Raw genomic sequence first — 13345 nt, forward strand, 5'->3', positions numbered from 1 at the left:
CAAATGATGGAGGCTCCAGAGGTGGAAGAAGAGGAAGTTCAGATGAAGAAGGGGCCTATTCAAATGATGGAGTCAGGAGAGCAGGAAGAAGAAGAGTTGCAGATGAAAAAAGGTCCGGTTCAGAAGATGGAATCTCCTGAGGTTGAAGAAGAGGAAGTCCAGATGAAGAAAGATGGCGGTAATGCAAATGTTGCTTCTTCCCCTGCTGAAGTAAGCGGAAGCCAGATGCCTCATGCTGTGAAGGCTAAGATGGAAGCAGCTTTCAATGCGGATTTTTCCAATGTTAAAATACATGAAGGTGATAAAGCAGCTTCTATGGGTGCATGGGCTTATGCCCAAGGTGAAAATATTCACTTTGCACCTGGAAAATACAATCCGAATTCTACAGGTGGTCAGGAGCTATTAGGGCATGAGCTTGCTCATGTGGTGCAACAAAGAGAAGGAAGGGTAAAAGGTACAATGCAGGCAAAAGGTCCTACTGTCAATGATGATCCGGCTTTGGAAAATGAAGCCGATGAGCTTGGTTTCCTGGCTGCTCATTCACTTGAGGCGGAAGAAGAAGAGGAAGAGGTTGAACCATCACGTCCTGAATATGTGGTAAGTACATGGGGGGCTAACATACTTCAGGAGGCAGCGCCGCATAAGCCTACGGGAAAACAGATTCCGGTAGGTGAAAGACTTACTCTTTTAAGCACAGGTGACAAGGGAATTGGTAAAGTGAAAATCCAAAGTACTGGCGAAGAAGTTTGGACTTCAATGTCTAAAATGACTGAGGTGAAGTTGGAAATAGAAGATCAGTTATACAGAGTGTCAAAGGAAGGTACTAAAATTTATCCGAGTCCATTCAGCACCAAAGGCACCAGCGTTTCTTTAACACAAGTCCAATACCTTAAAATACGTGAATCCTGTGGGAAATTTGTAAGAGTAGAGGTCTCCCCAACTCAGTGGGGCTGGCTAAAGAAAGAAGAGTTACTCCATAAACCTAAGGATACAGAAGATAATTTCTCATCATTCACTGAAATTACTGATTGGACAACGCTTGATGAGGTTGATGAGGAGACATTTAAAAAAATAGAGGCAAATAGAAGTGCCATTAATGACAGAACTGATACGGAGACTTATGGAAAAGGTGGCGGGAACGTATTAAGCAAAAGTGGAAAAGGCTATATGTATACTGGTAAAAATCTTTATGATTCCCCTGTAACAGGTTCATCTGAAAAAGATACAGACGTTAAAACATCTATAAATACTGAGCTGAAAAGAGAAGGTGGTTATTCTTCCATCAATACCTGGGACGGGCAAGTCTTTACTTATGGTCGGGGTTTTGCAACAGGAGGTTCTCTTGTGAAGTTGCTTAAGATTATACTGGCGAAAGATCCTAAGTATAAGAACATTTTCCTGCAGGTGGGAATCGGCATTAAAGGAAATGATATCGTAGTTATTGGAAATGACAGAAAAGTTACCGCAAACGATGAATCGAAAAAGGCCTATGCAGCTTCTCAACTCATTCGTTCCGATGCAAGATTACAAAGCTTTTTTATAGAGCTTGGTGAAAAGAAAGAATATGGTCAGGATGTTGCAGATGCGCAGGTACAACTGCTCCAAACCAGTGGAGCATTCAATTATCCTTCATATGTAGTTGATACGGAAAATAATACTTATAAAGATAATTGGAATGCATCATCCGTAAGGTTGATGGCTCACCTGAAACATTGGGCTCCTGGAGGTGCAACCTGGAATACTACTGATTACAGCGATACCAAAGGTGACTTGATGCAGGTAATTTATAAATACATTACCGAAACCGCTAAAAAATCTGTTTTTGTTAAAGCTACTCATTCAAACAATGTTATAGAATGGTCGGCGTCTCTGCTTGTGTTAAGTAAACTAAAAGAGTTTTCCGAACCGCAGGGAATAGGTTATTCTACATTTATTTCCACCTATAATGATGATTATTATAAGGATCTTGAAATAAAGAATAAGAAGGTGTACCTGAAAGGGGAGAATAAAGTATTAAGCAATGCTATTATATTAAAGGATGGTAGTAAATACAGAATTGTGGTGCCAATGGGAGCTAAGCTTGATGCACATTTAACCGAAGAAAAATAAGTATGTCTCAGTTGAAGTTCCTTATAGTTTTTTTTATTGTCTGCTTAAACTCGTTAATTACTTTAGGACAGAATAATAACAGTCTTCCTTCAGATTCAAGGATACATAAAGATCTCAATACATTCTTTAGAAAATATTATTCAAAGCAGTTCCTTGATCCTAAAGTTTACCAGACCCAAGACCTGGATATGGTTGCCTTTGATTTTGAAAGAGAGGATACATTGCGACCGGATCAGATATCAGTTCAGAAATTTTCCGGATACTTTATGGATACCGTTTCCCGGGAATGTCTTGTGCTGATCTCTCCTGCAAACACCTACCCAACCGGCCCTATCTGGGGAGTTCCCTATTCGATGCTGTTTGTCTATAAGTATCAAAGTAATAAATGGAGGCTTATATATGCAGAGAATTTTTTTGGAAGGCTTGAACTCCTATCACTTAATAAGACTAACAAGCTTAACCAGATACACGTGAATATTGATTACTGCAATCAAGGCCTTTGTCAGTGGCTGACTTCTATATATAGTTTTCAAAACAACAAGTTGGATACAATCTTCTATAATAATTCCTATAATGATCTTATGTCACTTGCTTCGAGGATTGAGACTAAAGACGAATATCTCACCAGTCCTCTTCACGGAGATACCTTAGGAAATGAGATTCATCTGGATGAAATCAAAGATTTAAATGGAGATAATATAAATGAGGTTATTATGAAGGAAGAAATTACTTTGTTTAATGCAATAAGAAAGGATGGTTTGTATTATGAAACATTAACAAGAAAAAAAGTCTACCAATACCTCAATGGTAAACTTAAACTTTCAAAAACTTTTCCATATGTTAAAGAAGAGTTAAGTTATCAGTTTAATAATGAATAGCCGGATGAATATTGCTTAATTCACCCGGCGTATTTTATTTATTTTTTTACATCATCATCTTCGTCTGCGAAATCATCCTCATCAAAATCGTCTTCATCAAAGTCTTCCTCATCAAAGTTCTCGTCTTCGTCAAAGTCCTCATCTGTATCTTCGTCACTTTCTAAAATCTCAAGTCCATCAAAGCTGGGGGCTATAGTCTCAGCTTCAGAATCAAGATATAAAACAACAGATGGGTTTTCTTCATCTTCGGCTACATCCAATAGAAGGAGCCCTGCATGGCCCATTTCGGCATAACTGTCAATGTTGTGAGAAAGACCTAGTATTCCAAAAGGAACCCATTCTTTATTCTCAACTTTTTCAATACAATCGTCATCCATGTAGTAATCATAAATGTCCATAAGGTCACTACCATTATGACTTAAAAAATCACTCATCTGATCTTCAGTCATGCCCTTAGTCTGGGCAATTATTTTGTCATGTTCTTTTTCTAATTTACCCCAGTCGAATACGTGCAGGTTTTCATCTTCATCATTGATGATTACTGTTAAGGGCTTTCCAACAAAGGGTTTTAATAACTTTGATATAGCTTCCATTTTCTGTCAGGTATTTTTTTTGTGTAATGATAAGAAATATTTTACAATCAGAAATTCTTTTAAAGAGACTTTTCTTCTGTATAGCTTTTGGAAATTTTAGTATTGAATTGCTTTTTTTAACTCACTTAGTTCTAACATACAGTATCTTTATTAATTTTTCCTTGAAATTTAAGCTATATTTCAGTAGAGGCTACTGACATCCTGTTGTCACCTATCCTTATCTTCTTTGTTTACTATAATTTTAATACAGATACCATAAAGAAGAAGAATTTTGAACTATTCAGTCTGAAGAATTTAATATTAATGGATTCTGCTTAGTAATTTAAGTTTTCCCAAATGCCAGATGTTTGCACTGTATGAAGAGATCAGAGATTTTCAGAGCAGCCTTTTGAAATGATTATTTTTGAATACCTAAATAACTCATTTATTAGATATAAAAATTAAATTTGAATAACTCTTAACTATAAAAAAATATGGCTGAACTACTGGAAACATACGTATCTTCTCCTGATAGAGAGGTTTTGAATACCAGAATTGTAAAAGGGACCAGAGAACAGGTTTTTAAAGCCTGGTCCAACCCTGATAATTTAAAGAGATGGTGGGGACCAAAAGGTTTTACAAATACTTTTAATGAATTTAATTTTCATCCCGGAGGTAAATGGTCATTTATAATGCATGGTCCGGACAAGAAGGACTATCCAAATGAAAGTGTTTTTGTGAAGATTGAAGAACCTGGGCTGGTCGTATTGAATCATATTTCGCAACCAAAATTTCAGATAGAAGCAACATTTGAAAAAATCTCTGAAGATGAAACAAAAGTATACTTCAGGATGATTTTTAAAACGCCGGAAGAATGTAACAATCTTAAAGGGTTTGTTACAGATAAGAATGAAGAAAATTTGGATCGACTTGAAGTCGTGTTGAAAGATTTGCAATAAATGTTTACTCATGAAGAAAAGGAACTGATTGGGTTCAAATAATGAATTAGTATTATTTTAGAATGATTTTTTGAATCTGATTTATAACTTTTAAAGCTAAGTTTGTACAACTAAATCTTTATTTATATGGGCTGGAAAGCATCAGCAATCATTGTACATTCAGGTAAGGAAACAGATCATAAATCCTTATTGACTGAATTAGGTTTTTCTAATTTGTCGAAGATTAAAGCTAGGACGGTGGAAGAGGTCATAAATCCGAATGACAATGAAGTCTATATTGGCAGATATAAAAACAATCTTATAATATGTGCTCCTGATATGCCCATGAGTTTCTTTGAGGAAACACCAGGACACGCGGAGAAGATATTGATAGATAAATTCCCGGGTGCAGAAATATGCGCTATTGTTTTGCATAGTGTTGTAAATCTTTGGGGATATTCTGTAACCAAAGATGGACAGAAGATACGTGCCAGAGCAGGAAGCGCAGATGATGGGACTTTTGTGGAATTTGGTGAACCTTTGAAAGAGGAGCTTGAATTATTATCTAAATCTCAGATTAATGCAGAAGGGAGACGTGAGTATATTTTTGAAGACTATCCTGATGAGCCTATGTCTGAAGATCAGGTAGGAGAAGAGTTTGTGTTTGAGATAACTGGCAAGTACCTGGGTGAACCACTTGATAGTTGTGAAGATTTTTTATTCGAGACAAGGCTGGAAGGTTATAGTTATTCCAAAATCATAAATTCTTTTTCAGCAAGTGGGGGCAAGCCTTGGTGGAAGTTTTGGTAAAAAGGTATAATATTTCCCATTAAAACCAATCTGTTGATGGCTAAATCAAAAACTGAAATGCCACTTGTTAATGCTGATTATATTCTTGAGAAGATTTCCGGCAAAGGAGGGTGGACATACGTTGTCATCAATGAAATTCCACCAGACAAAAGGGCAAAATTTGGGTGGGTAAAAGTTAAAGGTAGTATTGATAACTTTGAGCTAAGTCAATATAAACTTATGCCTATGGGAAATGGAAAGTTATTCTTACCTGTCAGGGCCGAGATAAGAAAGAAAATCAAAAAACAGAAAGGAGATAAAGTCAGGGTAATTCTTTATCTGGATGAGCGTCCATTAGGCATTCCAGAAGAGATAATGGAATGTTTTAATAATGAACCTAAAGAAGTCTTTCAAAATTTCTCAGCTTTTACAGAAGGTGAACAAAAGGTTTATCTTGATTGGATTTACGAAGCTAAAAAGGAAGATACCAAGGCTGAAAGGATCGTGAAGATGATGGATAGATTAGCAGAAAATAAGAGGTTACATGACCTTTAAAAGTTGTGGCATATGAATTGTTAAGTTTGAAAAACACATTTATGTAAACCTAAATTAAACATGAGAAAATTACTTTTATTAGGATTGATTATTTTTTTAGGTTGTAAAAAGGACAAGGACGTTTCATTAAATACTTCCTGCTCTTCAATTCCAGCAGGCAGTGATACACTTTATGTTGATAAATATAAGCTTGATCTCATTTGTCTATTAAATGATAAAATGAAGGGATCATTGGAGATATTTGATGAAAATGGGAATAAGATTAATGAATCTGCGGGGTTTTCTTTTAGCCTGGTCCAGCTCAGAAATGGAAGCGATTGTTGGGAGACTCACAATATAAAAGAGATGAAGGGGCAGGATGATACATTTGTCAGTGTTTTTTCTGGATATCCTTCAAAATTTAACAATAGTAATACAGAAGTTACCATTGGCTTTAAAATTTATGATAAAGAATATTATCTGAAAGATGTCAGAGTTTATTAATTAATATAAATAGATGATTACCACAACAGAGAAAGTTATACTAATTACGGGAGCCAGCAGAGGTATTGGAGCTGCAACGGCGCTTCTGGCAGCTTCTCGTGGATACCATGTTTGCGTAAACTATGTCAAAAATGAAGTAGCTGCCAATGCTATTGTTAAAAGGGTAGAAGAGGGGGGAGGCAAAGCTTTTGCCTGTAAGGCAGATGTTGGAGAGGAAGAACAGGTTAAAGAGATGTTTAGACTGATTGATCTTAAACTCGGTCCAATAACCGCTCTGGTCAATAACGCAGGCACTCTGGAGCATCAATCAAAGTTGGAGGGTATAAGTCATGAGCGATTTTTAAGAACACTTAAAAATAATATCCTAGGAACTTTCTTATGTTCTAAAGAAGCCATTTCACGAATGTCCATCCGTAATGGTGGTAATGGAGGCAGTATTGTGAATGTTTCTTCTATAGGATCAAAAACAGGCTCTCCTGGAGAATATATTGATTATGCTGCTTCTAAAGGCGCTATTGATTCTTTTACAACTGGCCTTTCCAAAGAGGTAGCGCCCGAAGGAATAAGAGTTAATGCGGTAAGACCTGGATTTATTTACACAGATATTCATGAAAGTGGGGGCGAGCCTGGAAGAATAGACAGGATTAAATCAACAATTCCAATGTTGAGGGGTGGGAATCCCGAAGAGGTTGCGAATGCAATTCTTTGGCTGCTATCTGAAGAGGCATCTTATACTACCGGAGCATTTATTGATATTGCAGGAGGCAGATAAAAAAAGAACCTTCCGTAAAGCAATTGCCGGATGGTTCTATATATACGTAGTCTTCAAATATTATTTCAGCGCAAATACTCCATCATCCTGCAGCTGTTTCATGTAAAGCAAGCTTCCTTTTTTATTCAGGTGAAGGTAATCTGAGTAGCATGTTTTATCATTGGTGAAGCGGCAATAATCTCTCACCTCAACACCTGTATGATTTTTAACTGCAGCAAGAAAATCTTTGATGTTATGAATTTTGTTCAGCCATATAGAATGGTATGGTGCTATTACAAATTCAACTCTGGCATTGTGCTTCTTAGCTACGTCAGCTATGGCCTTTAGATTATCAAGTCCTATTTGTTTAATTACTACATCAAGGCTATCGTCGAGGTTATCATGCGTTAAAAGCTCTTCTTTTATTTGTTTATTCAGGATCCAGTCTCCTTCCTGCTTTCCCAGATAATACAATGCTCTGTGGAATAGTTCAGAATTGTACTGGTAAAGCTTTGATATCTGGCATCCTCTGGCAGTTGCAGGGGATACACCTTGAATAAGAGCAGACATTTTTTCTGACTTGCTTATATATGGCCTGAAACTGGTGATTACCTGATCTTCAGTTCTCATGACCAGACTAATATCAACTATAACAAGCTTTGCTTTATATCTTTCAAAATAGTCTTCAATAAGTACTTGCCCAACTTCTCCTGGCAAAGCATTATAACTTAAGTTGAGTGTAGTCATTCCTGTGATCCTTCTTATCTCAGGCTCATAATACCCGTTTCCTCTGGAGTTTCCAAGTATGACGATATCTGCTTCACCTTTGCCATTGTACAACTTTGAATAACGAAGGTTGCTTGTCATGGTAAGATATTCAAGGAAGGAACCTATGCAACGGTCTCCAAGAAATATCAGAGGAATCAATACTAAATAAAACCAAAGCCTGTTCTTTTCTTTCTTTACAGCTTCAGATTTTATCTCAACTTCAATGGAAGGAGCTTTTATCTCGCTAATATTTTCAATAACAGATTCTTTCATTGCCCGCTGTCGATTTAAAATTGAATATAAATGAATTGAGAGTCACTGAATGTACCGAACAGTGCAATCAACCAGAGTATTAATGAAAATGTGATGATTTTAAATGATGGAGATTTTAAAACCAGATCTTCAAAATCATAGCTTTGATGAACATACTCCAGAATCATTAAGATAGATACCAGTCCTATATTTTTGATAATAACAAACTTATTAGGCAAATGCCCGAAAGACATGTCATTAAAAGCGAATATCCCTTTTATCATTTCAAATGCACTTTCAAAGTCATTGCTTCTGAAAAATATTCTTGAGAAACAGGTTAGTAGAAATACAATTATCATTGCAGTAGGAACGAATAATTGTTTTGGGACTACCTTTGCAATTCTGTCGGTTGTTGGCAGAATAAGGCGTTGAGCCACAAGGTATACTCCATTTAATCCACCCCAGACTACGAATGTCCAGTTGGCGCCATGCCAGAGCCCTCCAAGCAGCATAGTGATCATAAGGTTTCTGTAGGCATTGAATTTACCATTACGATTACCTCCAAGCGGTATATAAAGGTATTCTCTAAGCCAGCTGGAAAGTGACATGTGCCAGCGACTCCAGAACTCTGAAAAGTTTTTAGCTAGGTAAGGGAAGTTGAAGTTCTGAGGGAAACGATATCCCAGTATTCTCGCAAGTCCTATTGCAATATCGGAATACCCGGAAAAGTCGCAGTATATCTGGAAAGAATAAAATATGATTCCGATGATGAGATACAGCGACGAGTATTTTTCAGGAAACGCAAATGCAGTTCCCACAAAAGAACCGAGGGAGTCAGCAATGATTATTTTTTTTGCAAATCCTAAAAGTATCCTGGCAAGCCCGGTTTCAAAATTGTCCCAGGTGAATTTCTGATCTGTTTTAAGCTGTGGTAAAAAGTCATGGGCTCGCAATATTGGGCCAGCTGTAAGCTTCGCAAAGAAGATTGAGTAAACTGAAAACGCCGCAAAGTCAGTTTCTGCTTTTATCTTTCTTTTGTAAATGTCTGTTGTGTAGCTTATTGCCTGAAAGGTATAAAATGAAATACCAATGGGCAGAATAATATGAAGGGTGTTGTGAATGGTCCCGGTTCCGAATAAACCTAATACTCCATTGGTTGATTCTATAAAGAAATTGAAGTACTTGAAGAAACCTAAAGTAACCAGATTGAATATTATGCTGGTAATCAGTAGTCTCTTTCTCTTTTTCTCATCTTCTGTCTTCTCCAGGTACAACGCAAGGTTATACTCAAAAATCGTCGATGCAAGAACCAGTGCCAGAAAGCGATAGTCCCAATACCCATAGAAGAAATAACTTGCGCCCAGGGTAAACCATAATCTTAACTTTCCCTTGAAAAAGTAATATAATGGTATGAATATAAGAATGAATTCTAAAAAGTGGATGCTGTTAAAAATCATGCTCTTTTTTGTCGATAAATGAAGACAATAATAATGAATTTTAACTGTATTTCCAATCGAAAACCGGTTGGTTGGCAGGAAATTTAATCTTGAATAAATCCTAAATTGATTCAGTCTTGGATGGATTCCGACCAGTGAATTCAATTGGGTGTTGAATTAAGTCGTTCGTCCTATAATCTGTTTTGTTTAATAATTGAAAGAATAATTTTTATTGCTAATATTGAATCATGCCACATATAGCCATCATCTCAGCAAGCGTAAGAAGAGACAGAAAAAGTCATCGCGCTGCACTTTACTTTAAAAGTTTTATAGAGTCTAATAATCTTGCCACTGTTGAAATACTTGATTTACTGGAATATAATTTCCCTCTCTTTGATGAGCGTCTCAGGTTTCAGCCAAATCCTACCCCCCAAATGCTTGATTTTGTTTCAAAAGTAAAAAATGCTGATGGAGTATTGATTGTGACGCCGGAATATAATGGTGGCTATCCTTCCAGTTTAAAAAATGTAATAGATCTCCTTTATGATGAGTGGTATAGAAAACCTGTAGCTATCTCAACAGTATCCGGAGGGAGTTTTGGTGGTACACAGGTAATTACATCCTTACAGTTCACTTTATGGAAAATTAGGGCCTGGACTGTTCCTGCAATGTTTCCCGTACCAACTATAGATAAATCATTTGATGAACAAGGTATTCCTGTTGACAAAGCTGGAACAGATAAAAGAGCTACCGGATTTATCAATGAGCTTTTATGGTGCATTGAAGCTAAAAAAAGGATGGAATCTTAATCCGATTTAGGTTTGTCTTTAATTATTCTCCATACTACTATCAATGCTCCGCTTGAAGTTTGTTTTGACTTGTCAAGAAGCATTGAACTTCATCAGATTTCAACAAAAAAATCTGATGAGAAAGTTATTGCTGGCAAAATGTCTGGTCTTATTAGTCTTCACGAAACCGTGACCTGGAAGGCCAGACACTTTGGTCTCTGGCTCCAGCTTACATCAAAGGTTACGGAATACAATGCTCCCAATTTTTTTGTCGATGAAATGGTCAGCGGTCCATTTAAGTCATTCAGACATGAGCATATTTTTGAGATAAAGGAAGGCCACACAATAATGACCGATCGTTTTGAATTTCAGTCTCCGCTTGGGTTTCTTGGTAAATTTGTGAATGGGTTATTTTTGAAATCATATATGGAAAAATTACTAACTGAGCGAAACCTGGTAATTAAAGAATCTGCCGAGGGAGATGCCTGGCGGGAACTATTATCCAGAGTTGAAGTCTAGAAGATATTATTCTTTTAATAAATCTTAAATTAATATCCGTATGAAAAAATTTTTTACGCTGGTACTGATCCTGACAGTATATAATTCAGGGTCACTTTTAGCTTGCAGCTGGTTTACCCAATCTTTTTGCGAAACAATTAATAATAAATCCTTTGTTGCAAAAGGGAAAATCGTCTCTTATCAAGAAAAGTCTATCAGGGTAAAATTATTACAAACTCTTATAGGCGAAGAAAGCGCAGATACAATTATAGTATGGGATGAGAAAGATGAAACCTGTATGGATGAGGTTTATTCCATGTCTGCAAGAAATATGGGAGAAATAGGAGATACAATATTTTTTACTGTTGAAAAAATAGCTGAAAAGAAAAATGACTGGGATCAGATTAACGATTACAGGTATTTGGGGCATTATATAAGTACTACCTTTCTTCATGTTCAAAATGATACGGTAAATGGATTTATTAGTGGAGTAGATTTGGCGCCTGTTGAATATAAAGTGTTAAGGTTAGCTTTAAATATTTTTTTAGAGAGGTTTCAAGATTGCAAAGAGAAGGGAGCTATAGTTATAACCTCAAATATAAATGCAGAAGAAGCTAAGGCATTAAGTCTATTTCCCAATCCTGCAGAAAATCTGCTCAATATTGATTTTAGCCCAAGTCAAAAAGTATATCAGTCAATTGTAATCAAAAATCAGTGGGGGCATCAGGTAAAAACTATTGATATATCTGCGTCCTCAAATATCATTCAGATAGATATGTCTGATATAGCTCCGGGAGTTGTATTTGTTGAGCTTGTTGGTGATGGATTTACAGATCGGAGAAAGATTGTTAAGGTTCAATAGCTTTAGCAAGAATGAAATTTTAAGAGGCTGTTCTCAAGAGGGGCAGCCTCTTTTTATATATTAGAATGAAGAATTTAAAATCAAAAGATTTTAAACCCAAATTTCCAATGTTCGGATCTTTAGAGAAAGTAGCTCTTTGTTAATTCCCGAATCGGATCTTTAGGCAGATGCTTTAAAGGAAATTTGGGCAAATTATGAGCTCCAAGCTCGAAATTATGAGCTTTTTGCTCAAATCTCTGGCTAGGTTATAAATTTTAGATTATGGTAGTTTCACCTTAGGTAAACTTGAAAGGTAATTTTCTAGTAAACAGCAATAGGTACATGTGTAAAAGTAAATTGGCAGGATATATGCGCTTGAATAGAATGTTACCTAGTTGCTCGAAATAAAAGTAATTATTAGCTGTTGATTAATTTAGCAACGAAGAATAAAAACAAATTTTTATGACTTCAAAATCGAAATGAAAAAATCAAATAACTGGACTGTTACGAAGTAATGATCAAATCAATGAAATTCAAACTTATTTGTCTCTTAATTTTTTCAATATTCAATGCTTGTTCCATGAAGCAAACCATTGATGATATGTCCAAAAGAAATGGGAGGTGGATCTGGTGGGTTGACAAAGGTAGTTCTCAAGGAGTGTGGATTACGGCTAGCTCGAATGAACCACAAGTAGAGAATGGTGATTTTATATCCTTTTTCCCGAATGGAATATACAGTCAGAAAGGCACTTTGGTGAATGGTAAATTAAATGGAACCCTTAAAGTATATGATATTGAGGGGAAATTTATAAAGCAAGAATTTTATAAACAGGACAGCCTTATAAATGAAAAATTTGAAGAAGGATATAATCGTTTTTATAACGAGGAGGGAATAATGATTGAAGAGGGCGAAATTGTTGGTGGAAAAAAGAATGGAAGGTGGAAATATTACTTTGATGATGGAGTGCTTAGGAGAATAAATGATTTCAAACTAGGACAAAAGACGGGTTATATTATTACCTACTATCCATCTGGTATTGTAGCTGACAGTTCTTATAGAATTGATGGCAAACAAATAGGGGTAGCTAAGTTTTGGTATGATAATGGGGCACTTGAACAAATATCAAACTGGAAAGAAAATGTTCAAGTTGATAGTATGATACAGTTTCATCAAAATGGAAAAATAAAAGAAATCTCCTATTGGAGGAATGGAAAACAACATGGTGAAACAAACGGCTGGTTTGAAAACGGTAAACCTCATTACAAAAGGCATTATAAAGATGGCATTGAAGAATGTTTATATAAGGCATGGTATGCCAATGGAAATTTAAAAGTTATAGGATATGTAAGAAATGATAATCCAGAAGGAGAGTGGAATCTATACCATGAAAATGGTAAACTTAACTCAAAAGGTTCTTTTTTGAGAGGGGAAAAAAAAGGAAAGTGGGTGCAATATGATGCAAACGGACATCTTCAAACTCTAGACAACTTCTGACGAACACCACCTTCCCAACCCAATAGACGCATACAGAAGAGCTTATTACTTATTTTAAACATAAACTTCAAGGTGCGAATTATGACCTTTTTGCTCAACTTTCCGAGCTCAACTTATGAATTTTATTATTTGTATTTTATACTTCAGATTGAATTTGAAAAGTTATTTTCTGGTAAATTGCAATTAGGTGCA

The 13345-nt window shown here is 36.1% G+C and carries 14 protein-coding genes; 11 read left to right on the forward strand and 3 right to left on the reverse strand.

All coding sequences use genetic code 11. The features are described from left to right. Both K350_RS31515 and K350_RS0120065 read left to right on the forward strand, forming a co-directional pair. Positions 1-2109: eCIS core domain-containing protein (locus tag K350_RS31515; protein WP_081671084.1), on the forward strand; the 2109-nt coding region annotated here is incomplete at its 5' end. Positions 2110-2111: 2 nt separating this feature from the next. Next, positions 2112-2987 carry a hypothetical protein gene (locus tag K350_RS0120065; protein WP_028981420.1) on the forward strand — a complete coding sequence of 292 codons (876 nt, stop codon included), beginning with the start codon at positions 2112-2114 and terminating at the stop codon, positions 2985-2987. A 38-nt stretch (positions 2988-3025) separates the two neighbouring features. Here the strand turns inward: K350_RS0120065 and K350_RS29670 are convergent, their stop codons facing one another. Continuing rightward, positions 3026-3580: a hypothetical protein gene (locus K350_RS29670; RefSeq protein ID WP_037576468.1), complete on the reverse strand. Its 555-nt coding sequence runs from the start codon at positions 3578-3580 to the stop codon at positions 3026-3028. 473 nt (positions 3581-4053) lie between these two features. Here K350_RS29670 and K350_RS0120075 point away from each other — a divergent pair, with 473 nt between their 5' ends. The 5 genes from K350_RS0120075 to K350_RS0120095 all read left to right on the forward strand — a co-directional run bounded on the left by K350_RS0120075 (position 4054) and on the right by K350_RS0120095 (position 7096). Further along, complete coding sequence (locus tag K350_RS0120075; protein ID WP_037576471.1) at positions 4054-4518, forward strand: SRPBCC family protein; 465 nt, start codon at positions 4054-4056, stop codon at positions 4516-4518. Between the two features lie 126 nt (positions 4519-4644). Then, entirely contained in the window at positions 4645-5307 is a 663-nt protein-coding gene (locus K350_RS0120080; protein ID WP_028981422.1) for a DUF6928 family protein, read from the forward strand. Between the two features lie 36 nt (positions 5308-5343). Further along, positions 5344-5841: a YdeI/OmpD-associated family protein gene (locus K350_RS0120085; RefSeq protein WP_245598683.1), complete on the forward strand. Its 498-nt coding sequence runs from the start codon at positions 5344-5346 to the stop codon at positions 5839-5841. 60 nt (positions 5842-5901) lie between these two features. Then, positions 5902-6324, forward strand: coding sequence for a hypothetical protein (locus tag K350_RS0120090; RefSeq protein ID WP_028981424.1), 423 nt, complete (start codon positions 5902-5904; stop codon positions 6322-6324). A gap of 13 nt (positions 6325-6337) precedes the next feature. Further along, the gene (locus K350_RS0120095; RefSeq protein WP_028981425.1) at positions 6338-7096 is read left to right on the forward strand and encodes an SDR family oxidoreductase; all 759 of its coding nucleotides are present in this window, start codon (positions 6338-6340) and stop codon (positions 7094-7096) included. Positions 7097-7156: 60 nt separating this feature from the next. Here the strand turns inward: K350_RS0120095 and K350_RS0120100 are convergent, their stop codons facing one another. Both K350_RS0120100 and K350_RS0120105 read right to left on the reverse strand, forming a co-directional pair. Beyond that, a complete protein-coding gene (locus K350_RS0120100; protein ID WP_028981426.1) occupies positions 7157-8116 on the reverse strand; it encodes a hypothetical protein in 960 nt (319 codons plus the stop codon). Positions 8117-8130: 14 nt separating this feature from the next. Further along, positions 8131-9552, reverse strand: a complete 1422-nt coding sequence (locus K350_RS0120105) for an MBOAT family O-acyltransferase (RefSeq protein ID WP_028981427.1) — start codon at positions 9550-9552, stop codon at positions 8131-8133. Positions 9553-9779: 227 nt separating this feature from the next. Between K350_RS0120105 and K350_RS0120110 the strand changes: the two genes are divergently transcribed. The 4 genes from K350_RS0120110 (at position 9780) to K350_RS0120125 (ending at position 13153) form a co-directional block, all read left to right on the forward strand. Continuing rightward, positions 9780-10340 carry an NADPH-dependent FMN reductase gene (locus K350_RS0120110; protein WP_028981428.1) on the forward strand — a complete coding sequence of 187 codons (561 nt, stop codon included), beginning with the start codon at positions 9780-9782 and terminating at the stop codon, positions 10338-10340. Between the two features lie 12 nt (positions 10341-10352). Further along, complete coding sequence (locus K350_RS0120115; RefSeq protein WP_028981429.1) at positions 10353-10838, forward strand: SRPBCC family protein; 486 nt, start codon at positions 10353-10355, stop codon at positions 10836-10838. 40 nt (positions 10839-10878) lie between these two features. Continuing rightward, positions 10879-11679, forward strand: a complete 801-nt coding sequence (locus K350_RS0120120) for a T9SS type A sorting domain-containing protein (RefSeq protein WP_028981430.1) — start codon at positions 10879-10881, stop codon at positions 11677-11679. Positions 11680-12238: 559 nt separating this feature from the next. Then, positions 12239-13153: a toxin-antitoxin system YwqK family antitoxin gene (locus K350_RS0120125; RefSeq protein WP_028981431.1), complete on the forward strand. Its 915-nt coding sequence runs from the start codon at positions 12239-12241 to the stop codon at positions 13151-13153. Positions 13154-13345: the final 192 nt, after the last annotated feature.

The sequence above is a fragment of the Sporocytophaga myxococcoides DSM 11118 genome (genome assembly GCF_000426725.1).
Taxonomy (GTDB): Bacteria; Bacteroidota; Bacteroidia; order Cytophagales; family Cytophagaceae; genus Sporocytophaga; species Sporocytophaga myxococcoides.